Source organism: Bradyrhizobium sp. P3_C3 (genome assembly GCF_056402655.1).
Window position 1 is genome coordinate 1 of sequence record NZ_JBFUGY010000048.1, and the last position, 21,680, is coordinate 21,680.

A 21,680-nucleotide genomic window follows, 5' to 3' on the forward strand; every position below is an offset into this window, starting at 1 on the left:
TCCCGATCGCCGGCCTGCCAGCGCGCCAGCCACTTGTAGCCGACGTCAGGACTGATGTTGAACCGACGGCACAGTTCGCGCCGGTTGGCGCCCTCCTGCAAAGCCAGCCGCACAAACTCGTGACGCTGATCCATCACTGACACCTCGCTCCAAGGCATGGACGGCCTCCCGAATCGGACCAATCCAGCCAATGTTGATGTGTCAGCTATGTCTCCGAACACCCGTCAGTGATCTGTCCGGGCTAAACAGCAGCCGGGGCATCCAGTACGCCGCGGCCCTTCCGTATCCAACAAACGTCTCTGGAATACTGGATCACCCGCTCCAGTGCGCAAGTGCGCACAAGGCGGGTGATGACGGCGGAGTGTGAAGCGTAGGGTTCGCCCTAAGCCTACTTCCGCAAAATCTTCACCAATTCCCCGTGCACGAACTCGTTGCCGCACACGACGTGGCCGGTCACCAGCGCATCACCCGGCGTTGCGATGTCGCTCACCGTGCCGCCTGCTTCGCGCACCATGATCATGCCGGCAGCGATGTCCCAGGATTGCAGGTTGCGCTCCCAGTAGCCGTCGAGGCGGCCGGCGGCGACGAAGGCGAGGTCGAGGGAGGCGGCGCCGAAGCGGCGCAGGCCTGCGACGCGGTCCTGGATCGCGGTCATCTCGCGGCGGAATTCCTCGTGGTCGCCGCGGCCGATATGGGGCAGGCCGCAGGCAACGACGCATTCGTTGAGCTGGCGGCGGCCGGCCACGCGCAGGCGCTGGTCGTTGAGGAAGGCGCCCTTGCCGCGCTCGGCGATGTAGAGCTCGTCATTGGCGGGGTTGTAGATCACGCCCGCAATGATCGTGCCCTCGCGCACGAGGCCGATCGAGATCGCGAATTGCGGGATGCCGTGCAGGAAGTTGGTGGTGCCGTCGAGCGGGTCGACGATCCAGGTGTGGCTCTTGTCGCTGCCTTCGCGGGTGCCGCCTTCCTCGCCGATGAACCCGTAGCCGGGGCGGGCCTTGGCGAGGTCCTGGTAGAGGATCTCCTCGGCGCGCTTGTCGGCGAGCGAGACGAAATTGGCCGGCCCCTTCAGCGAGACCTGGAGATGCTCGATCTCGCCGAGATCGCGCTTGAGGCTGCGGCCGGCGCGGCGCGCGGCCTTGACCATGACGTTGATAGTGGCGGAATACAGCATGTGCTCTGGTCTTGATCGGGGGAAATGGCGCGAAATCGCGCCTGTTTGAACGATGGGGTGCCCTGCGAGGGCCTTTGCGTCAAGTCATTTGGTCCCGAGCCATTTTCTGGCGGCGGCCTCGGCCTTGCCCCGGTCCTCGGCCGGCAGGTCGGACAATTGCTTGTCGAGCTCCGGATCGCCCTTGCCGGAGGTTTTCGCCACCAGGTGCCATTTAAAGCCCTCGACCTTGTCCACGGACGTGCCCATGCCGTTGATCAGCACCCAGGCCAGGCGGTTCTGCGCGATCGCGCTGCCCTGGCGGGAGGCCTTGCGGAGCAACGCGACGGCGGCCGGCTGGTTCTTCACCGTGCCGGTGCCGTTGAACATGGCGATGGCATATTCGACCTCGGCATCGACATTGTCCGCCAGTGAAGCCGCCTGGAGCAGCCGCACCGCGCGTTCCGGGTCCTTCGGCACGCCGGTGCCTTCCTTGTAGAAGGTCGCCAGCGCGTATTGCGCCTCTGGCAGGCCGGCATCGGCGGCCTGACGCAGCAGCTCGGCGGACCGCTTGACGTCCTGCGGCAGGGTCTGGCCGTCGAGGTAAAGCAGCGCGAGGTTATAGGCCGCCTTGGGCTCGCCGAGCTTGGCGGCGGACGCCATCAGCTTCACCGCCTCGCTTTTGTCGACCGAGCCGCCGCGGCCGGAAATTCGCAGCATGGCGAGCGCGAACATCGCCTCGCGGTCGCCGGCATCGGAGGCGCGCTTGTACCATTCCAGCGCCTTGGCGTAGTCGCGGCGGATGCCCATGGCGTTGGAATAGAGCTCGCCGAGCATGGTCATCGCCTTGGGATCGCCTGCTTGTGCGCGGGCGGTGGCGAGATCGAACGCCGTCTTGTACTGGCCGCGCTGATAGGCGCCGAACACCAGATCGACATTGGGATTGTCGGTTGCCGGTGCGGGGATCACGGTTGCGGGCAGCGCCGGCTTGGGCGAGGCGGCCGGCTTGGGCGAGGCCGAAGGTTTTGGCGCCGGCGCGGCCTCCTTCTTCTTGGCGGCCGGAGGCGGCTTGGGCTTCTGTTTCTCAGGCACAGCGCCAGGCGTGGCCACCGGCGGCGTGATCTGGAGCTGCGCGGCCGCGGGCGCCGTCAGCAGCAGCGTGGCCAGGATGGTGATGCGCGGGAGCTTCATGTCGGGCGCTAGCCGTGCTCCTGACCCGCAAGCGCAGCCGCATGGGCCTTCTTGATCTCAGCGTCGACCTCGATCAGCGCGGCCTTGGGACCGCGCGGATCGGACCAGACGAAATCGCCGACCAGCACGAAATCGGCGCCGCTGGCGGCGAAGTCGTGCGCCTCTTCGAGCGAGGTGGCAAAGCCGACGCAGGGCGGCTCGAACAGCTCGGCCCACCAGTCCAGCCGCTCGGCGATCGCCTGGGACGACGGGCGTTGGCCCTTTGCATCAGGTTCGCCGAACAGCACGTAGTCCGCGCCTATCTCGCCCGCATCCATGGAATGGTGCCGCGTCGTCAGCCCGCCGACGCCGGCGATGCGATCGGGCTTGAGCGATGGCAGCGCCTCTTTCAGCGCGGCGATGCCGGGCAGGTGCGCGCCGTCGGCGCCGCCACGTGCGACCAGTTCGGCATGACCTTCAACGAGCAGCGCGGCGCCCGCCTTCTGGACCGGTGGGGCCAGCGCCTTGATGCGCGTGATCATGGTGCGCTGGTCGGTCTCCTTCAGCCGCAGCAGCACGGCCGCGACGTCGGCGGCAGCGAGCAGGCCCGGCAGCTCGGCGACGAGCGCAGCGGGATCATCGACGGCAGGCGTCGCGAGATAGAGACGCGGCGCCGGGCGCGGCGGAGGCGATTTGTTCGACAAGATCTAGGCTGCTTTCTTTTCCAGGCTGCTTTGCCATTCGCCCTTGGACGCCAGACCATTCATCCGGGCGCGATGGCTGAATGCACTTTGGCCGGCTGCGACATTCTCGGCCTTGCCGGACCAGGCCTTCTGCGGCGCGGCCTGCAGCGCGCGGCCGTAGGAGAAGGTCAGGCCCCAGGGCAGCGGCCCGAGCTTATGCATGGCGTTGAGATGCGCAGTCGCCTCTTCGTCCGACTGGCCGCCGGAGAGGAAGGCGATTCCGGGCACGGCCGCGGGCACGCAGGCCTTCAGCAGCCGAATTGTCTTCTCCGCGACTTCCTCGACGGGAGCCTGCTTCGCGCACTTCTTGCCCGAGATCGCCATGTTCGGCTTCAGCACCATGCCTTCGAGCGCAACGCGCTGCACGCGCAATTCCTGGAAGGTCTTGTTGAGCACGCGGGTCGTCACTTCATAGCAGCGGTCGATGTCGTGATCGCCGTCCATCAGCACCTCAGGCTCGACGATCGGCACGATCTGCGCGGCCTGGCACAGCGCTGCGTAGCGGGCCAGCGCATGGGCGTTGGCGCCGATCGCGGTCATCGACGGAATGCCGCTGCCGATATCGATCACCGCGCGCCATTTGGCGAAGCGCGCGCCGCGCTCGTAATATTTCTTCAGGCGTTCGGCGAGCTTGTCGAGCCCGACGGTGACGAGCTCGCCCGGGCACATCGGCAGGGCTTGCGTGCCCTCGTCGACCTTGATGCCGGGGATGGCGCCGCTCTGTTCGATCAGCTTGACCAGTGGCGTGCCGTCCTTCGCGTCTTGCCAGATCGTCTCGTCATAGAGGATCACGCCGGAGATGTACTGGCTCATGGCCTCCCTGGAGCGGAACAGCATCTCGCGATAGTCGCGGCGATTGCCTTCCGTCGATTCCACCCCGATCGCGTCAAATCGCTTCTTGATGGTGCCGGAGGATTCGTCGGCGGCAAGGATGCCCTTGCCGGGCGCGACCATGGCGGTCGCGATCCTGTTGAGCTCAGTCAGATTCATCGAGAGGTCCTCCCAAAACGATGCTGCCCTTGCCTGTGAAAATAGACCGTTCTCGGGCAATTGCCGAGTTAACGTTCGTCGCAGGGTAAAGGGGCGGGAGGTCAGTTGGGCGAAAAAGAGCGGGCTGGGCGCCCCTTCACCTCGCCCCGCCTGCGGGGAGAGGTCGGATTTTGCGCGTAGCGTAAAATCCGGGTGAGGGGGTACAGGTCTATCGATAGGGCACAATTCGCGGAGCGAGCCCCTCACCCCGACCCTCTCCCCGCGAAGAGCGGGGAGAGGGAGGGATAGATCACGCCACCTTCGGATCGAGTTCGCCCTTGGCGTAGCGCTTGGCCATCTCGGCGGGGGTCAGGACCTTCTTGAACTTGGAGGCCTGGCCTGCGGTATTGAACTCCTGGAGCCGCTGCTTGCACAGCTTGGTCATCGCTTCCATCGCCGGCTTCAGGTACTTGCGCGGGTCGAACTCTTCCGGGTGCTCCTTGAACACCTTGCGGATCTGGCCGGTCATGGCCATGCGGTTGTCGGTGTCGATGTTGATCTTGCGCACGCCGTTCTTGATGCCGCGCTGGATCTCGGCGACCGGAACGCCCCAGGTCGGCTTCATCTTGCCGCCGAACTCGTTGATGATGTCCTGGAGGTCCTGCGGCACCGACGAGGAGCCGTGCATCACGAGATGCGTGTTCGGCAGCTTGCGGTGGATCTCCTCGATCACCTTCATGGCGAGGATGTCGCCGTCGGGCTTGCGGGTGAATTTGTAGGCGCCATGCGAGGTGCCCATCGCGATCGCGAGCGCGTCCACCTTGGTCTCCTGAACGAACTTCACGGCCTCGTCCGGATTGGTCAGGAGCTGGTCGTGGCTCAGCTTGCCTTCGGCGCCGTGGCCGTCTTCCTTGTCGCCCATGCCTGTTTCGAGCGAGCCGAGCACGCCGAGCTCACCCTCGACCGAGATGCCGCCGAGATGGGCCATGTCGGTCACGGTCTTGGTGACGCCGACATTGTAGGTCCAGTCGGCCGGGCTCTTGCCGTCGGCCTTGAGCGAGCCGTCCATCATGACCGAGGTGAAGCCGGCCTGGATCGCGGTCATGCAGGTCGCGGCCTCGTTGCCGTGGTCGAGATGCACGCAGACCGGAATGTGCGGATAGATCTCGGTCACCGCGTCCATCATGTGCTTGAGCATGATGTCGTTGGCGTAGGAGCGCRCACCGCGCGAGGCCTGGATGATGACGGGCGCGTCGACCGTGTTGGCGGCGTCCATGATCGCCAGCGCCTGCTCCATGTTGTTGATGTTGAAGGCCGGTACGCCGTAATCGTTCTCCGCTGCATGGTCGAGCAATTGACGTAACGTGATCCGAGCCATCTGTCTTTTTCTCCGGTTTGGGCCTGCAAGGCCGACTTAAAAGGCCGACTGATTACTTGGTGCGCAGAACTTCGACGCCGGGAAGGGGCTTGCCTTCCATCCATTCAAGGAATGCGCCACCGGCGGTCGAGACATAGGTGAATTGACCGGCCACATGGGCCTGGTTGAGGGCCGCGACCGTGTCGCCGCCGCCCGCGATCGAGATCAGCTTCTTGGCCTTGGTGCGCTCGGCGGCGTGCTTGGCGGCCGACACCGTTCCGCGGTCGAACGGCTGCATCTCGAAGGCGCCGAGCGGTCCGTTCCAGACCAGCGTGGCGGCGTCGTCGATGGCGGCGTGGACACGCGCGATCGATTGCGGGCCGACGTCGAGGATCATGCCGTCGGCCGGGATCGCATCGAGCCCGTAGGCATGCGAGGGCGCGTTCGCCGCGAAATGATAGGCGACGGTGGCGTCGACCGGCAGGATGATCGCGCAATTGGCGGCTTCCGCCTTCTCCATGATGCGGATCGCCGTCGCGGCGAGATCCTTCTCGGCCAGCGACTTGCCGATCCCAACGCCCTGGGCGTGCAGGAAGGTGTTGGCCATGCCGCCGCCGATCACGAGCGCGTCGACCTTGGTGACGAGGTTTTCGAGCAGATCGATCTTGGTCGAGACCTTGGCGCCGCCGATGATCGCGATGACGGGCTTGGTCGGCGAGCCCAGCGCCTTCTCCAGCGCGACGAGCTCGGCCTGCATGGTGCGGCCGGCATAGGCCGGCAGCTTGTGGCCGAGGCCTTCGGTCGTGGCATGGGCGCGGTGCGCGGCCGAGAAGGCGTCATTGACCCAGATGTCGCCGAGTTTTGCCAACTCCGCGACGAAGGCGGGATCGTTCTTTTCCTCTTCCTTGTGGAAGCGGGTATTTTCCAGGCACAGGATGTCACCATCCTTCAACGCAGCCACGGCCGTGGCCGCGGGCTCGCCGACACAGTCGTCGGCGAAGGCGACGGGCCTGTTCACGACTTTCGACAGCGCTTCGGCAACCGGCTTGAGCGACTCCTTGGGGTCGCGTCCCTTCGGCCGGCCGAAATGCGCGAGCAGGATGACCTTGCCGCCCTTGTCCGAGATTTCGGTGATGGTCGGCGCAACGCGCTCGAGCCGGGTCGCGTCGCTGACGCGCCCGTTGTCCATGGGCACGTTGAGATCGACGCGCAGCAGCACGCGCTTGCCCTTCACATCGACGTCGTCGAGGGTGCGGAATTTGTTGGTCATCGGACACTCTCTAGTCCCGTGCGCATAGCGGCGCGGAGTGCCGCCGTGCAGATCCGGGACCTACGCTGGAGGGACATGGGTCCCGGATCTGCGACGCAGCGTTTCACGCTGCATCGCGTCCGGGACACGAGAGCGGAGTTAGATCACCTTCGCGAACGCGACGGCGGTGTCCGCCATGCGGTTCGAGAAACCCCACTCGTTGTCGTACCAGGACATCACGCGCACCAGCGTGCCGTTCTGCACCTTGGTCTGGTCCTCGTGGAAGGTCGAGGAGTGCGGATCGTGGTTGAAGTCGATCGAGACGTTCGGCTGATTGGTATAGCCGAGAATGCCCTTGAGCTGCTGCTCGGAGGCCCGCTTCATCGCTGCGTTGATTTCCTTGGCGTCGGTGGCGCGCTTGGCGACGATCTTGAGGTCGATGACCGAGACGTTCGGGGACGGCACGCGGATCGAGACACCGTCGAGCTTGCCCTTGAGTTCCGGGAGCACGAGGCCGATTGCCTTCGCCGCGCCGGTCGAGGTCGGGATCATCGACATCGCCGCCGCACGGCCGCGGTAGAGATCCTTGTGTAGCGTGTCCAGCGTCGGCTGGTCGCCGGTGTAGGCGTGGATCGTGGTCATGAAGCCGGTCTCGATGCCGACCAGGTCGTTCAGCACCTTGGCGACCGGCGCGAGGCAGTTGGTGGTGCAGGAACCGTTGGAGACGACCAGATGATCCTTGGTCAGCGTGTCGTGGTTGACGCCGTAGACGATGGTGGCGTCGGCGCCGTCGGCGGGCGCGGAAACGAGAACGCGCTTGGCGCCGGCGGTGAGATGCGCGGACGCCTTGTCCTTCGCGGTGAAGATGCCGGTGCATTCCATCGCGATGTCGACGCCGAGATCCTTCCAGGGCAGCTTCGAGGGATCGCGCTCGGCGGTCACCTTGATCTTGCCGCCGCCGAGGTTGATGGAGTCGCCATCGACGGTCACGGTGCCGGGGAAGCGGCCATGGACGCTGTCGAAGCGAAGGAGGTGCGCGTTGGTCTCGACCGGGCCGAGGTCGTTGATGCCGACGACCTCGATGTCCTTGCGGCCGGACTCGGCAATAGCCCGCAGGATGTTGCGGCCGATGCGGCCAAAACCGTTAATTCCGACGCGGACTGCCATGTTTCATCTCCTTATGACCGTTCAATGACGTGTTCGATAACCCCGATCATCCCGCACAACGCGCTTAGCGCGCCTGCGAGGGTTTTTTAGGGCGGACGCCCGGTTCGGCCGGGCGATGCTTGATCATATGAGAGACTACGTAGTCCTTTTTTTTGGCAAGCTCAACTCTCAGCTAACGCGCTTCAGCACAGCGTTAACCGCAGCCTCGGCGGTAATGCCGAAATGCTTGTAAAGATCCTTCGCCGGCGCGCTCGCGCCGAACGAATGCATGCCGATAAAATCGCCATCCTGGCCGATCACGGCGTCCCAGCCCCAGCGCACTGCGGCCTCGATCGCGACCTTCACCGGCGCGTTGCCGATGATCTCGGCACGCTTGGCTTCTGGTTGCGCTAACAAAAGCTCGAGCGAGGGCACCGAGACCACCCGTGACGCGATGCCGCGCTCGGCGAGCTGCTTCTGGGCGGCGACCGCGATCTCGACCTCGGAGCCGGAAGCGAACAGCGTTGCCTTGGCTTCGCCCTGGGCGGCGACCAGCTCGTAGGCGCCGGCCGCGCAGGGAATGTCGTTCGGCGCATTGGTGCGGAGCTGCGGCAGGTTCTGACGCGTCAGCGCCAGCACGGTCGGGCCGTCGATACGATTGAGCGCAAGCTCCCAGCACTCGGCGACCTCGATGGAGTCGGCGGGGCGGAACACGCGCATGTTCGGAATGGCGCGAAGTGCGGCGAGATGCTCGACCGGCTGGTGGGTCGGGCCGTCTTCGCCGAGGCCGATGGAGTCGTGCGTCATCACGTAGACGACGCCGGCGCCCATCAACGCGGCAAGGCGCATCGCGGGTCGCGCATAGTCGGTGAACACCAGGAAGGTCGCGCCGTTCGGCGCGAAGCCGCCATGCAGGAAGATGCCGTTCATCGCAGCCGCCATGCCGTGCTCGCGGATGCCGTAATGGATGAAGCGGCCTTTTGGCGTCTTGGCCGAGAAAGCTGTGGCCGACTTCGCCTTGTTGTTGTTGGAGCCGGTGAGGTCGGCCGAGCCGGCGAGGAATTCCATCGGCATCGCGCCGGCAATGACTTCGATCACCGCTTCCGAGGATTTGCGGGTCGCCGCGGTCATCGGCTTTTCCAGCAGCTCCTTCTTGTAGGCGCGCACGGCCTTCGCGAGCGAGGCCGGACGCTCGTGGCGCAGACGGCGCTCGAACTCGGCGCGCTTGCGGCTGCCGAGCTCGCCGAGCCGTCCCTCCCATTCCTGCCGTGCCGCCGCGCCGCGGCTGCCGGCTGCGCGCCAGGCCTTAAGCACGTCATCCGGCACCGAGAACGGCTCGAGCGAGATGCCGAGATTTTCCTTGGCGGCCTTGAGCTCGTCGGCGCCGAGCGCCTCGCCATGCGCCTTCGCGGTGCCGGCCTTGTGCGGCGCGCCGAAGCCGATGGTGGTGCGGCAGGCGATCAGCGTCGGCTTGTTGGATTTTTGCGCGCGGGTGATCGCAGCGGCGATGGCGGCCTGGTCATGGCCGTCGATCTTTTCGGCGGCCCAGCCCGCGGACTTGAAGCGCTTCACCTGGTCGACGGAATCGGAGATCGAGGTCGGGCCGTCGATCGAGATGCCGTTGTCGTCGTAGAGCACGATCAGCTTGCCGAGCTTCCAGTGCCCGGCCATCGCGATCGCTTCCTGCGACACGCCTTCCATCAGGTCGCCGTCGGAGGCGAGCACATAGGTGTGGTGGTCGACGATCTTCTTGCCGAACTCGGCGGCCAGCATCTTCTCGGCGAGCGCCATGCCGACCGCGGTCGAGATGCCCTGGCCGAGCGGGCCGGTGGTGGTCTCGATGCCCTTGGTGTGGAAGTTCTCGGGATGGCCCGGGGTCAAGCCGCCGAGCTGGCGGAACTGCTTGAGCTGATCCAGCGTCATGTCGGCATTGCCGGTCAGATACAGCAGCGAATAGAGCAGCATCGAACCGTGGCCGGCCGAGAGCACGAAGCGGTCGCGGTCGGGCCAGTCGGTGGCAGTGGCGTCGAATTTCAGGAATTGCGTGAACAGCACCGTGGCGACGTCGGCGGCGCCCATCGGCAGGCCGGGATGGCCCGATTTCGCCTTCTCGACAGCGTCCATCGAGAGGCCACGGATCGCGTTGGCCATGCGGTTGTGGTCGACTTGCGTCATGTCTGAAATCCGTCTGAAATGAGGCGCTTGGCGGTGGTGCGGGCCGCGTGGGGGGAGCCTGGCGGCCACGGAAGGTTGGGCTGGGATAGCACCTCGGTTCCGGGAGTCCAAGGCAATCAAACGTCGGTTTGGCCGTAAAAGTTGCTTAGCAGTGCATAGTTTCGCGGCGGCGTTGCGCTCCGCTAGCTTGCCACGTAAATTTCTGCTTCTAACCGTTTGCCGAACCGAGTCTTTTGCCGGACGGCAAGCCCCACGGGCAAGGCCACAGGTTCCGCCGCTGACTGCATGAACGATCGCGTTTCAAACAGCTCTGCCATGACGGAGTCCTCGGCCGTCGAGATCGAGATCGCGACCCGCAGACTCATGGCGGCGCTCGACGCGCTCGAAAGCGCGGTGGAGCGGCGGCGCGATGCCGATCGCGACGAGAACGAGCTCGCGGCGCGAATCCAGGCACTGGGCGCGGATCGCTCGCGGCTTGCCGATGAGCTCGACGGCGCGCTGGTGAAGGCGCGCAAGCTCGAGCGCACCAATCGCGAAATCTCCGATCGGCTGGATTCCGCAATCGTCACGATACGCTCGGTGCTCGATACCGGAGAGGACGGATGAGCCACATCAACGTCACCATCAACGGCCGGCAATACCGCATGGCCTGCGAGGAGGGCCAGGAGGTGCGGCTGCTCAAGCTCGCCGAAAGCCTGGAGACGCGAATTCAGTCGCTGCGCGGAAAATTCGGCGAGATCGGTGATGCCAGGCTCACCGTGATGGCGGCGCTGACCGTCTGCGACGAGCTGGTCGACGTTGGCAACCGCGTCCGCACCATGGAGCAGGAGCTGACTGAGCTCAGGGATTTCCGCAATGCCGCCGTCGAGCGCGCCCGGATGACCCAGACCGCCGTGGTGAATGCGCTCAACGCCGCCGCCGAGCGCATCGAGAAGTCGACCCAGGTCCTGAACCGGACGGTGGGCAACGGGATCGCGATCGGCTGATTTTGGGCGGACCGCCCGTTGGGCTGGCGGTTCGTCAGTATCGTTGTTACATTGCGCGGGCGAGGCTGCGACGTGCGTCAGGAGCCATATATCCCCGGGGCCTTATCGATCCTTTAGGGAACTGTCCCTGGCCGGGCCCGTGGGCTCGGACATATGGTGCCCACCTACTTTCGTAGGGAACTCCGGGATCGAGTGCTTCAACGGCGTTCGCGGCTTCGCACTTTTTTTGCTTGGTTTGTGCTTGTCGAAACGACTGCGGCCAGCTCGGTAGATGTCATGCTCCGGCTTGCCCGGCGCATTCAGTACGCCGCAGCCTTTGTGTGAATCACCACCGCCTCTGGAATACTGGATCACCCGCCCCGGTGCGCAAGGGCGCACAAGGTGGGTGATGACGTGGGGGACCAAAGCGCATGTCCAATTCGAAAGCCGAACTCCGTGCCAAAGCCCTCGCGGCGCGCGATGCGCTGAGCGAGAAGAAGCGCACCGCCGCCGCCGCAAAGCTCGCCAAGCGCGGGCTGCCGTTCCCGCTCCTGCCCGGCAGCATCGTCTCCGGCTATTCCCCGATCCGCAGCGAGATCGATCCGCTGCCGCTGATGAAGGCGCTCGCCGAGGCGGGCGCAAGGCTCGCGCTGCCCTGCGTCACCGCCCGCGGCCAGTCGCTGATCTTCCGCATCTTCCATCCGAACGACCGCCTGATGCTCGGCCCGCTCGGCATTCCCGAGCCGTCGCCGGCCGCGGCCGAAGTCATCCCCGACATCATGCTGACGCCGCTCGCGGCCTTCGACCGTCTCGGCCATCGCATCGGCTATGGCGCGGGGCACTACGACCACACCTTCGCGCATCTGCGCAAGACCAAGCAGATCGTCGGCATCGGGCTTGCTTTTGCAGCGCAGGAGATCAAGGCGGTTCCGGCACTATCGCACGACGTCGCGCTGGATTATGTGCTAACGGAATCGGACGTGTTCGATTTCCGGAGTTCTGAAGTTGCGCATTCTCTTCGTGGGTGATGTCGTCGGCCGTAGCGGCCGCAACGCCATCGCCGAATATCTGCCCGGCATGGTCAAGGACTGGTCGCTCGATTTTGTCGTCGTCAACGGCGAGAATTCCGCCGGCGGCTTCGGCATCACGGAAGCGATCTATCAGGAGTTTCTCGATGCCGGGGCCGATGCGGTGACGCTCGGCAATCATTCCTGGGACCAGCGTGAAGCCCTGGTGTTCATCGAGCGCGCCGAACGCCTGGTGCGGCCCACGAACTACCCGCGCGGCACGCCCGGCCGCGGCGCCGCGCTGGTGGAGACCAAGAACGGCAAGCACGCGCTCGTCGTCAACGCGCTCGGCCGGGTCTTCATGACCCCGTTCGACGATCCCTTCGCCGCGCTCGAGCGCGAGCTTGGTGCCTGTCCGCTCGGCGTTGCCGCCGACGCCATCGTCGTCGACTTCCATTGCGAGGCGACCAGCGAGAAGCAGGGCATCGGCTTCTTCTGCGACGGCCGCGCCAGCCTCGTCGTCGGCACCCACACCCATGTGCCGACCGCCGACCACCAGATCCTGTCGGGCGGCACGGCCTACATGACCGACGCCGGCATGACCGGCGATTACGATTCCATCATCGGCATGCAGAAGGAAGAACCGCTGCGGCGCTTCACGTCGGGGATTCCCTCCGGCCGGTTCGAGCCGGCGGCTGGCGTTGCAACGCTCAGCGGCGTTGCGGTCGAGACGGATGATGCCACGGGCCTTGCGCTAAAGATTGCGCCGGTGCGCGTCGGCGGCCGGCTGGAGCCGGCGACGCCGAAGTTCTGGTTGAGCTGAAGTCTCACGGTATTGGCCACCCTCCCCTGGAGGGGGAGGGTCGCTACGCATGAAGCGAAGCGGAATGCGTAGCGGGGTGGGGTGACGGTCCTTCCGCGACGAACAGTGCCCGCGTGGAGAGATCACCCCACCCCGCTCGCGCTTCGCGCGATCGACCCTCCCCCTCCAGGGGAGGGTAAGAGCAGCGTCGCTCATTTCGACGCGCCTCACGCTGCGGCGCGAACCGCCTGCCAGAGCTCAAGCACGTCCGCCCGCAAGATCCCGCGCGTGATGAAGACGATGCGCGAGCGGCGATCGCTGTCGGGCCAGCCGCTGAGCGCGACCGGCGGATGGAAGACGTGATGCACGCCATGGATCACGATCGGCGTCGGTTCGTCACGGAGATTGAGGATCCCCTTCACCCGCAGCAGATCCTGGCCGCGCGCGTTGCGTAAATGCGCAAGCCAGTGCGTCACGGCCATCCAGTCGAGCGGCTCGTCGAACGCCAGCATGAAGCTCGCGATCGACGCATCGTGATCATGATGGTCATGATCATGGTGCGCGTGATGATCGTGATGCGCATGGCCGGCGTGCGCATCTGGTTCCGCGAAGGCCCGCTCGTTGAGCCAGCGCTCAACGTCTATCCTTTTCAGCTCGGGATCGATCAGGCCGGCGCCGAATAGCTGCGCGGGATCGATCTCGCCGTGACTGACGTTTTCGATTCTGGCGCCGGGATTGAGCCGCCGCAGGCGCAGCTCAAGCGCGGCGATGTCCTCGACCAGGTCGCTCTTGGTGATCAACAGCCGGTCGGCCAACGCCACCTGTTTCACCGCCTCATACTGCCGGTCGAGCTGATGCGGCGCGTTGACCGCATCGACCGTGGTCACGACCGTGTCGAGCCGCAGGAAGTGCGAGACGAGCGGATTGTTGAGCAGAAGCTGCACGATCGGCGCGGGGTCGGCGAGCCCGGTGGTCTCGACCAGGATGCGGCGGAACGGCGGAATCTCGCCGCGGTCCCGCTTCACCAGAAGGTCTCGCAGCGTCTGCTCCAGGTCGCTGCGGATGGTGCAGCAGATGCATCCGCTCGCAAGCACGGCGACTTCGCCGTCGACGCGTTCGACCAGGAGATGGTCGAGGCTGACTTCGCCGTACTCGTTGATGATGACGGCGCTGTCTTTCATGCCGTCGTGGCGCAGCAAGCGATTGAGCAGCGTGGTCTTGCCGCTGCCGAGAAAGCCGGTGATCAGCGAGACCGGAAGTCGCTGCGCGGATTTATCGCTTTCGAACAGGCCCATGGGAAGCTCTCGCGTCGGCCGTCTTATTTTTGTCGCTGGACAACAGCGTAGCGGAGGAGGAGGCTAGCGGAAACAATTTTAGAGTCAGACATTGTTCTGACCACAACCTGGGAGGGTGGAATGTCTAACGAGATCAATAACGTAGATCAAGACGGCGGCGGCTCCACGACGGATCGCCGGACCCTGCTCCGCACCGCGGGCATCGCCGGCGTTGCTGGAGCCGCGCTCGCCGGCTCGATGCACGGCAAGTTCGCGCTTGCACCGATCAGTGAGGCCCAGGCGCAGACTGCAACCTCCATGCCCAAGGGCACCGACAAGCCCTGGTGGCCATCGAAATGGGGTAAGGATGACGAGTCCGGCGCATCCAACCACATCACCCCGGCGAAGGTCCTCGACGCGGCGAAATGGATCAAGGACGGCAAGATCTACAAGATCGGCCGCGTCTACGAAGCCGCCATGCCGCTGTTTGGTGCGCGTATATTCGCACTGCGCATTCCCGGCAGCCCGACCGGCGGCCCGTTCGGTGACAATAAGATGGTCTATCACGACGAATTCCTGGCCACCGAGATCGGCCAGACCGGTACGCAGTTCGACGGCCTCGGCCATATTGGAGTCCAGCTCGGCAAGGACGGCGACAAGAGCGAGATGCGATTCTACAATGGCTTCACAGCTGCAGAAATTAGCGACGCATACGGGCTCAAGAAGCTTGGCATCGAGAAGCTTAAGCCGATCTTCACCCGCGCGCATCTGCTCGACATGGTCGCGCTCAAGGGCGGCATGATGGATGCGGGGCAGGAGATCACCTCGGCTGACATCAAGGCGGCGCTGGCGAAGCAGAACATCCCCGAGAGCGACATCAAGCCTGGCGACGCGATCATGTTCCACACCGGCTGGGGCTCGCTGTGGATGAAGAACAATGATCGCTTCAACAGTGGCGAGCCGGGCATCGGCCTCGATGCTGCGAAGTGGGTGGTCGAAAAGGATCTTGCGCTGACCGGCGCCGACACCTGGGCGGTCGAGGTGGTGCCCAATCCCGACAAGTCGCTCGCTTTCGTGGTCCACGCCGAGCTGCAGACCAAGCACGGCATCCACAACCACGAGAACCTGATCTTCGACGATCTGATCGCCGAGAAGAAGTATCAGTTCGTCTATTCGTTCACCCCGGCGCCCATCAAGGGCGCGACGGGAAGCAACGGATGTCCGATTGCGATTACGTGACGATACGCATCGGCGCGGGCGGGTGACGCGTCCGCGCCGATGTTATGGTTGAGCTGAAAGCGGCGCCACATCCTCGGTGTCGTCCCCGCCTAGTGCGCAATTGCGCACGGGGGCGGGGATCCATAACCCCAGGGAGTAGTGCGGGGCACAGCTCCCACACCGAATCTTCGCCAAACCCCGCCCTGTGGGTATGGGTCCCGGATCTGCGCTTCGCTTGTCCGGGACGACGGCGGAGATTGGCGCGCGATCACGCGTCAATCTCGTCGTACACTACTCCGCCGTCTGCTCCCGCAGCTCCGCGACATCCTTCGCCGTCAGCTTCGAGCCCTTGGTGCCGAACCGTGCCGTGACGTAGTTCGCCACCGCCGCGATCTCGTCGTCGCTATACGCATCGCCGAACGCCGGCATCGAGAGCGCGCCGTCGGGCGTATGCCGCTTGGTGCCCGACAGCACGATCTGCGCGACGTTGGTGGCGGCGGGGTCGTTGACGGCCCAGGTGCCGGTCAGCGTCGCCATCGGCGAGACCGGGCTCTCGCCGCTCCAGCCGTGGCAGCTGGCGCAGGCGCTGGCGAACACCATCTTGCCGCGTGCGTCGGCCGTGACGCCGTCCTTGTGCGAGGCGGGCGCGGCCGGTGCCGTGGTGGCAGGCAGGTCGGGCGAGGCCACCGGCGGCACGCTGCGCAGATAGGCGACGACCGCGCGGATGTCTTCGGGAGCGAACTGGCTGAAGCTGTGATCGACCGCTTCGCCCATCGGACCCGAGGCCGAGCCGTGGCCCGGCGCGTGGCCGAGCGAGAGATACGAGATCAGATCCTCGTCGCGCCAATTGCCGAGGCCGGTGGCCTTGTCGGAGGAGATGTTGAAAGCGCGCCAGCCGGCCGTGATCGCGCCGCCGAACTTCTTGCGGTTGTCGAGCGCAAAGCCGAGATTGCGCGGCGTGTGGCACTCGCCGCAATGCGCCAGCGCTTCGGCGAGATACGCACCTCTGTTCCACTCCGGGCTCTTCGAGGTATCCGGCGTAAAGCGCGTGTCCGGATTGAACACGGCCGACCAGAAGATCATCGCCCAGCGCTGGTTGAACGGGAACGACAGCGTGTTGTCGGGCGCTTTCGCGCGCACTGCCGGCAGGCTGAACAGATACGCCTTCACCGCCAGCACGTCCTCGTCCGTCATGTAGGTGTAGGACGTGTAGGGCATGGCCGGATAGAGCCGCGCGCCGTCATGACGCGTGCCGCGCTGGACCGCGTTGAGGAAATCCTGGTCGCTGTAATTGCCGATGCCGGTGTCCTTGTCCGGCGTGATGTTGGTCGAATAGAGCGTGCCGAACGGCAGCTTGAAGCCGAGCCCGCCGGAATATTCCTTCTCGCCGGGCTTGGTGTGGCAGACCATGCAGTCGGCCGCCTTCGCGAGATACTCGCCGCGCTCGACCACACTCGCTTTCTCCAGCTTGGCCGGCACGCCGGTCGGCTTGCCGGCGCGATAATCCGCCAGCGCCACTTTGGTGCCGCCGGCGAAGTCGAGCGGACCGGGCCCACGGATGATCCAGACGCCGAGCGCCGCCACGACGATGGCGATCACGACCAGGCTTGTGAGGATACGCATCTTGCCGCTCATGCCTTCTTCCCCGCAGCCAGAAGTTTCCGGTCGATCGGCAGGCGCCGCAGCGCCACGCCGGTTGCGGCGTAAATCGCGTTGCGCAGGGCCGGTGGTCCGGCATTGACGCCGGCTTCGCCGATGCCGCCGGGCGCTTCGCCGCTCTTGACGACGATGACCTCGATCTTCGGCGTCTCGTTGATGCGCATCATGCGGTAGTCGTGGAAGTTCGACTGCTGCACGCGGCCCTTGTCGATGGTGATCTCGCCATAGAGCGCGGCGGTGAGGCCGAAGATCAGCCCGCCCTCGATCTGCGCCTTGATCGTATCGGGGTTGACCGCAATGCCGGTGTCCACCACCGAGGTGATGCGGCGCAGGGTGATCTCGCCGATGTCGTCGATCTCGGCTTCCACCACAGTTGCGAGGAAGCTCGCAAACGATGGCTGCAGGCAGACGCCACGGCCAACGCGGGCCGGCAGCGGTTGGCCCCAGCCGGATTTCTCCGCGGCAAGGTTGAGCACCGCGAGCGCACGCGGAGTCTTGGTCAGCATCGACCTTCGGAATTCGACCGGATCCTTGCCGGCCTTGCGCGCAAGTTCGTCCAGCGCGCATTCGAACGCGAACACATTGTTGTTCGGGCCGACACCGCGCCAGAAGCCGGTCGGCACAGCCGGTGGCTCGGCACGGACATATTCGACGTGGAAGTTGGGAAAGTCGTAGGGCGTCTCCACGGCGGCGTCGACCGCGTCGATATCGACGCCCTTCTGGAACGCTGGCGGCAGCCAGCGGGCAATCACCGCAGAACCTGCGATCTTGTACTTCCAGGCCGCCACCTTGCCATCGACCAGGGTCGCATTGACCTGGTCGCGATAGACCGGGCGGTAGACGTCGTGCTGGATGTCCTCCTCGCGGGTCCATATCACCTTGACGGGATAGTCGACCTGCTTGGCGATCTTGACCGCCGCAACCACCATATCGGGTTCGAGCTTGCGGCCGAAACCGCCGCCGAGCAGGTGCTGGTTGACGATCACCTTCTCGACGGGAAGGCCGGCGGCCTTCGCCGCCTCCGACTGCACGCGCGTCATGATTTGTGTGCCGGTCCAGATCTCGCAGGCATCCGGCCTGACGTGAACGGTGGCGTTGATCGGCTCCATCGAGGCATGCGCGAGGAACGGCAGTTCGAAGCTCGCCTCGAACTTGTCTCCGCTGGCAAGCCCCTTGGCGATGTCGCCGACGGATTTCGCGATCGCGCCATCCTTCTCGCTGGCCTTGCGTAAATCGTCCCAGATGTCCTTGGTGGAGATCTTGGCGTTCGGTCCTTCGTTCCACTCGATCTTGAGCGCTTCGAGACCTTTCTTGGCCGCCCACATGTGATCGCCGATCACGGCGACGGCGTCGTCGAGCACGACGACCTTGCGCACGCCGGCGACTTTCATCGCTGCGCTGTCATCGACCTTGCCGACCTTGCCGCCGAACACCGGGCAATTGGCGATCGCGGCAATCTTCATGTTGGGCAGGATCGCGTCGATGCCGTAGACGACTTTGCCGTTGACCTTGTCCGGTGTATCCAGCCGCTTCAGCGGTTGGCCTATGAGGACGAAGTCCTTGGGGTCCTTGACCGGGACATCCTTCGGCGGTGTCTGGCTCTGTGCCGCCAGCGCGAGCTCACCATAGCCGAGCTTGCGGCCGCTTGCCGCATGGATGACTTCGCCCTTGGACGTCGTGCAACTCGCGGGCTCGACCTGCCATTGCGCGGCGGCGGCCTGCACCAGCATCGCGCGCGCGCTGGCACCCGCTTCGCGTAGCGGCTTCCACCAGGCGCGGATCGACGTCGAACCACCCGTCGCCTGCAGTCCGAAGGCGGGATTGGCGTAGAACTTGTCGTTTGGCGGCGCGTGCAACGCCCCGACCTTTGCCCAATCGGCGTCGAGCTCTTCGGCCAGAACCATCGAGATCGAGGTGTAGATGCCCTGACCCATCTCCACCTGCGGCATGATCAGCGTGGTCTGGCCGGTCTCGTCGATACGGATGAAGGCGTTGGGCGCGAACTTGCCGTCGGTCGTATCCTTCGGCTGCTCCGGCTCGTTGACGGCGGCCCGTAGGGGCAGGTGAAAGGCGAGCAGGAAACCGGTCGCAAGACCGCTGGTCAGAAGCGTGCGGCGGGAGAGGCTGTTGTGTGCATTCATGGCGGACCTCACGACTGACGGCCGTTGGCGGCCTGCTTGATGGCCTCGCGGATGCGGACATAGGTGCCGCAGCGGCAGATGTTGCCAGCCATCGCGGCGTCGATGTCGGAATCATCCGGATGAGAGGTGGTTGCCAGTAGAGCGGCGGCCGCCATGATCTGGCCGGATTGGCAATACCCGCACTGGACCACCTCGAGATCGAGCCAGGCTTTCTGCACCTTCGCGCCTGCGAGCGTATTGCCGACATGTTCGATGGTGGTGATGGCGCGGTTCGCAACCGCGCTGACCGGCAGGACACAGGAGCGCACGGCCTTGCCGTCGACATGCACCGTGCAGGCACCGCATTGCGCGATGCCGCAGCCGAATTTCGTGCCCGTCATTCCGAGGATGTCGCGCAGCACCCACAGCAGCGGCATTTCCGGCGGCGCGTCGAACGATTTCGTTTCGCCGTTGATGGTGAGAGTTGTTGCCATATGCATCCCCTTGCTCGCTTGATCGCTTGCGGCGATCTCGTCGGCGAATTCGTGCGCGACAATAATCATACTGATGCGAAACGATGAAGCGCCAGAATATCCGGCGATGCATATTTGCGTTGCCGACGCGTCAGGCCATGACGTTCACGAATTTGTGCGGCGATCGCTGCAGCGGAATTGGGCCAATTGATATGATAATCGTCATGTTGTGACGCATTTTCGTCGCATGCATCGTTGATCGCCGCAGATGATCGTGCGAATGCGGAAATTCATGCGATGACGAAATTCGTGCGATTGGGAAAGTCGGGCCGTGGCACGTCCTTGCTCGCGGCCATCCTTCGAGACGCCCGCCTGCGGCGGGCCCTCAGGATGAGGACTGAGTGTGCGGCCGTCGTTTTGACGAGCACCGATGCCGCTTAGCCTCATCCTGAGGAGACCGCGAAGCGGTCGTCTCGAAGGACGAGGCGCGCGCTCAGGTCGTGCAAAATGCCATACGCGATAGCTCCACTTTGCGGGAGTGGGCTGCTGCGCTGGCAGATGCAGACTGACCCGGGTGAGGGGTTTGTCTGCACGTATGGGTGATTTCGGAATAGTAGTATTATGCGCCTGTTTTGCCCGACGCGTCAAACTGCGTCCTGGCCTGCCGGCGTAAGTCCTTGATTCCCCTGGCCCCCGCTACTGTGCATGGGGTTGTTTTTCAGGTTTTTGATTCAGGGGGCCGCCGGAGCGACCCTCAGCTCTGCCGAAAACCCATCCGGAAGGCGCCCCAGTGCTTGCCGCGGATCACGATCGGCGAGGACAGGTCCTTCATCAGCACGAACTGTCCGCCGCCCATGTCGCGGCGATAGGTCTGGAGCAGGAACGGTTTTGTGTTGGCCGCGACCTTCTTCACCGCGCGATCGCTGAACAGGCGGCGGTTGCGGCAATTGGCGTTGTTCCAGACGGGGTCCTTGCCCTGCGGCAGGCGGTAGTTCGGGTTGTGGGTCGGCAGATAGCCGCCCTTGGCCCAGGCGACGCAGAACACGATGCGGGAATCGGACTTCTGGATTGGGTCCTGGATGGCGGGCAGCACGCGGTCGGTGAAGTCGACGTAGTTGGTCTTGTATTGCTTGGGATCGGTGCCGGGGGTTTCCCGGTAGTTCTCGTCCATGAGCTGGTCGAGCGTGATCTCGCCGCGGTCGATTGCGGCCTCGAACTCGTCCGAGATCCGCTTTGCGGTCTCGACGACGACGCGGATCAGCGGCGCATCCGATGTCTCCACGCCGCTGTCGGCGATCATTGCGATCAGCGCTTCGGAGGTGTCGAGCAGTTTTGTCACGCGCTGATCGGCGTTCTTGAGATCGCGCGAGGACAGGTCGACGCCCTTGGCGAGCTCGTTGAGCTCGCTGATGACCGTGTCGCAATGGCCGAGATTGGAGGTCGCGGCGCGCGTGACGCTGTCAATCTCCGCTTCCACCGAGGCAAAACCCTGCTGGACCCGCGAGATGATGCCGGAGATCTGCTGGGCGCCTTCGCCGGCAGTCTTAGCGCGTTGCGAAGCGTCGCTGCTCTCGCCGATCAGGCCTTCGATCTGGCCGTCGAGATCGCGCACGGTGTCGGAGATCTGATGCGTGGCCGCACGGGTAGCCTCCGCGAGATTCTTGACCTCGCTTGCGACCACCGCAAAACCACGGCCGGCATTGCCGGCGCGGGCCGCCTCGATGGTGGCGTTGAGCGCGAGCAAATTGGTCTGCTTCGCGATCGCCTCGATCGAGCCGGACACTTTTGCCACCTGCGCCAGCGCCGAGCCGACCGCGCTCAGGCGCGCCTCGATCCGCTCCACGGCTGCGACGAGCTCGGAGATGTGGCTGACCGCGGTGTCGACCGCGCCGCGCGACTGCGCGATCTCGCCGACCGCCGCCGATGCGGTCGATTGCACCGCCTGCGATGCGTTGGCGATATCGTGATTGGCCGAGACCATGGTCTCGGCCGTCTCCTGGAGGTGATGGAACCGTTCGGACTGGTTCGCGACGCGGTTTGCGACCTCCTGGACGTTGCCGGCGATGTCGGCGAGCTCGACGCCGAGGCCGCCGATGCGGTCGGCGAGCTGGTCGATCAGACGTTCGGCAAGTGTCCGGTTGGAGCCGGTGTCCAGGACTGCAAATTGTGCGACGGACATGTTTTGAGAGTCCTCCAGTCAGAG

20 protein-coding genes and 1 other RNA gene are annotated in these 21,680 nt (G+C 64.9%); 6 read left to right on the forward strand and 15 right to left on the reverse strand.

The genetic code is table 11. The annotated features are described in order from the left end of the window. The 10 genes from AC1DW2_RS36510 to AC1DW2_RS36555 all read right to left on the reverse strand — a co-directional run. A partial coding sequence (locus AC1DW2_RS36510) for a helix-turn-helix domain-containing protein (RefSeq protein WP_477006897.1) occupies nt 1–158 on the reverse strand: 158 nt, incomplete at its 3' end. A gap of 230 nt (nt 159–388) precedes the next feature. After that, nucleotides 389–1,174, reverse strand: coding sequence for an inositol monophosphatase family protein (locus tag AC1DW2_RS36515; RefSeq protein WP_028150910.1), 786 nt, complete (start codon nt 1,172–1,174; stop codon nt 389–391). A gap of 84 nt (nt 1,175–1,258) precedes the next feature. Further along, entirely contained in the window at nt 1,259–2,341 is a 1,083-nt protein-coding gene (locus AC1DW2_RS36520; protein WP_063981021.1) for a tetratricopeptide repeat protein, read from the reverse strand. Between the two features lie 8 nt (nt 2,342–2,349). Continuing rightward, entirely contained in the window at nt 2,350–3,024 is a 675-nt protein-coding gene (locus AC1DW2_RS36525; protein WP_063981022.1) for a thiamine phosphate synthase, read from the reverse strand. 3 nt (nt 3,025–3,027) lie between these two features. Next, nucleotides 3,028–4,053 (reverse strand): class I fructose-bisphosphate aldolase, encoded by a 1,026-nt coding sequence (locus tag AC1DW2_RS36530; RefSeq protein WP_063981023.1) that lies wholly within the window; start codon nt 4,051–4,053, stop codon nt 3,028–3,030. 289 nt (nt 4,054–4,342) lie between these two features. Next, the gene (fba, locus tag AC1DW2_RS36535) at nt 4,343–5,410 is read right to left on the reverse strand and encodes a class II fructose-bisphosphate aldolase (protein WP_477008376.1); all 1,068 of its coding nucleotides are present in this window, start codon (nt 5,408–5,410) and stop codon (nt 4,343–4,345) included. Between the two features lie 52 nt (nt 5,411–5,462). Then, on the reverse strand, nt 5,463–6,659 hold the full coding sequence (locus AC1DW2_RS36540) for a phosphoglycerate kinase (protein WP_063981025.1): 1,197 nt from the start codon (nt 6,657–6,659) through the stop codon (nt 5,463–5,465). A gap of 138 nt (nt 6,660–6,797) precedes the next feature. Further along, the gene (gene gap / locus AC1DW2_RS36545) at nt 6,798–7,805 is read right to left on the reverse strand and encodes a type I glyceraldehyde-3-phosphate dehydrogenase (RefSeq protein ID WP_085401784.1); all 1,008 of its coding nucleotides are present in this window, start codon (nt 7,803–7,805) and stop codon (nt 6,798–6,800) included. 168 nt (nt 7,806–7,973) lie between these two features. After that, nucleotides 7,974–9,959, reverse strand: coding sequence for a transketolase (tkt, locus tag AC1DW2_RS36550; RefSeq protein WP_063981027.1), 1,986 nt, complete (start codon nt 9,957–9,959; stop codon nt 7,974–7,976). A 182-nt stretch (nt 9,960–10,141) separates the two neighbouring features. Further along, complete coding sequence (locus tag AC1DW2_RS36555) at nt 10,142–10,276, reverse strand: hypothetical protein (RefSeq protein WP_256376459.1); 135 nt, start codon at nt 10,274–10,276, stop codon at nt 10,142–10,144. On the opposite strand from AC1DW2_RS36555, the gene AC1DW2_RS36560 reads away from it, so the two are divergent. The 5 genes from AC1DW2_RS36560 (at nt 10,245) to AC1DW2_RS36580 (ending at nt 12,754) form a co-directional block, all read left to right on the forward strand. Beyond that, on the forward strand, nt 10,245–10,565 hold the full coding sequence (locus AC1DW2_RS36560) for a DUF4164 domain-containing protein (RefSeq protein WP_020608063.1): 321 nt from the start codon (nt 10,245–10,247) through the stop codon (nt 10,563–10,565). The genes AC1DW2_RS36555 and AC1DW2_RS36560 overlap by 32 nt on opposite strands. Next, complete coding sequence (locus AC1DW2_RS36565; RefSeq protein WP_028150902.1) at nt 10,562–10,945, forward strand: cell division protein ZapA; 384 nt, start codon at nt 10,562–10,564, stop codon at nt 10,943–10,945. Before AC1DW2_RS36560 ends, AC1DW2_RS36565 begins: the two co-directional genes overlap by 4 nt. A gap of 59 nt (nt 10,946–11,004) precedes the next feature. After that, a non-coding RNA gene (gene ssrS / locus AC1DW2_RS36570) (6S RNA) lies at nt 11,005–11,165 on the forward strand. Between the two features lie 190 nt (nt 11,166–11,355). Further along, nucleotides 11,356–11,952, forward strand: coding sequence for a 5-formyltetrahydrofolate cyclo-ligase (locus AC1DW2_RS36575; RefSeq protein ID WP_166079786.1), 597 nt, complete (start codon nt 11,356–11,358; stop codon nt 11,950–11,952). Further along, nucleotides 11,930–12,754 carry a TIGR00282 family metallophosphoesterase gene (locus AC1DW2_RS36580; protein ID WP_028150900.1) on the forward strand — a complete coding sequence of 275 codons (825 nt, stop codon included), beginning with the start codon at nt 11,930–11,932 and terminating at the stop codon, nt 12,752–12,754. Before AC1DW2_RS36575 ends, AC1DW2_RS36580 begins: the two co-directional genes overlap by 23 nt. A gap of 206 nt (nt 12,755–12,960) precedes the next feature. On the opposite strand, the gene AC1DW2_RS36585 is transcribed toward AC1DW2_RS36580, so the two are convergent. Next, entirely contained in the window at nt 12,961–14,028 is a 1,068-nt protein-coding gene (locus AC1DW2_RS36585; RefSeq protein WP_063981029.1) for a CobW family GTP-binding protein, read from the reverse strand. Nucleotides 14,029–14,148: 120 nt separating this feature from the next. Here AC1DW2_RS36585 and AC1DW2_RS36590 point away from each other — a divergent pair, with 120 nt between their 5' ends. Next, nucleotides 14,149–15,246, forward strand: a complete 1,098-nt coding sequence (locus AC1DW2_RS36590; protein ID WP_063981030.1) for a cyclase family protein — start codon at nt 14,149–14,151, stop codon at nt 15,244–15,246. Between the two features lie 270 nt (nt 15,247–15,516). Here AC1DW2_RS36590 and AC1DW2_RS36595 read toward each other — a convergent pair whose 3' ends face one another. From AC1DW2_RS36595 to AC1DW2_RS36610, 4 genes are all read right to left on the reverse strand, one after another. Then, nucleotides 15,517–16,860 carry a c-type cytochrome gene (locus AC1DW2_RS36595; RefSeq protein WP_063981031.1) on the reverse strand — a complete coding sequence of 448 codons (1,344 nt, stop codon included), beginning with the start codon at nt 16,858–16,860 and terminating at the stop codon, nt 15,517–15,519. Continuing rightward, nucleotides 16,857–19,025 carry a xanthine dehydrogenase family protein molybdopterin-binding subunit gene (locus AC1DW2_RS36600; RefSeq protein ID WP_063986084.1) on the reverse strand — a complete coding sequence of 723 codons (2,169 nt, stop codon included), beginning with the start codon at nt 19,023–19,025 and terminating at the stop codon, nt 16,857–16,859. The genes AC1DW2_RS36595 and AC1DW2_RS36600 overlap by 4 nt, the downstream gene beginning before the upstream one ends. An 8-nt stretch (nt 19,026–19,033) precedes the next feature. Next, complete coding sequence (locus AC1DW2_RS36605; RefSeq protein WP_187387920.1) at nt 19,034–19,498, reverse strand: (2Fe-2S)-binding protein; 465 nt, start codon at nt 19,496–19,498, stop codon at nt 19,034–19,036. Nucleotides 19,499–20,231: 733 nt separating this feature from the next. Continuing rightward, complete coding sequence (locus AC1DW2_RS36610; protein ID WP_063981033.1) at nt 20,232–21,656, reverse strand: methyl-accepting chemotaxis protein; 1,425 nt, start codon at nt 21,654–21,656, stop codon at nt 20,232–20,234. Nucleotides 21,657–21,680: the final 24 nt, after the last annotated feature.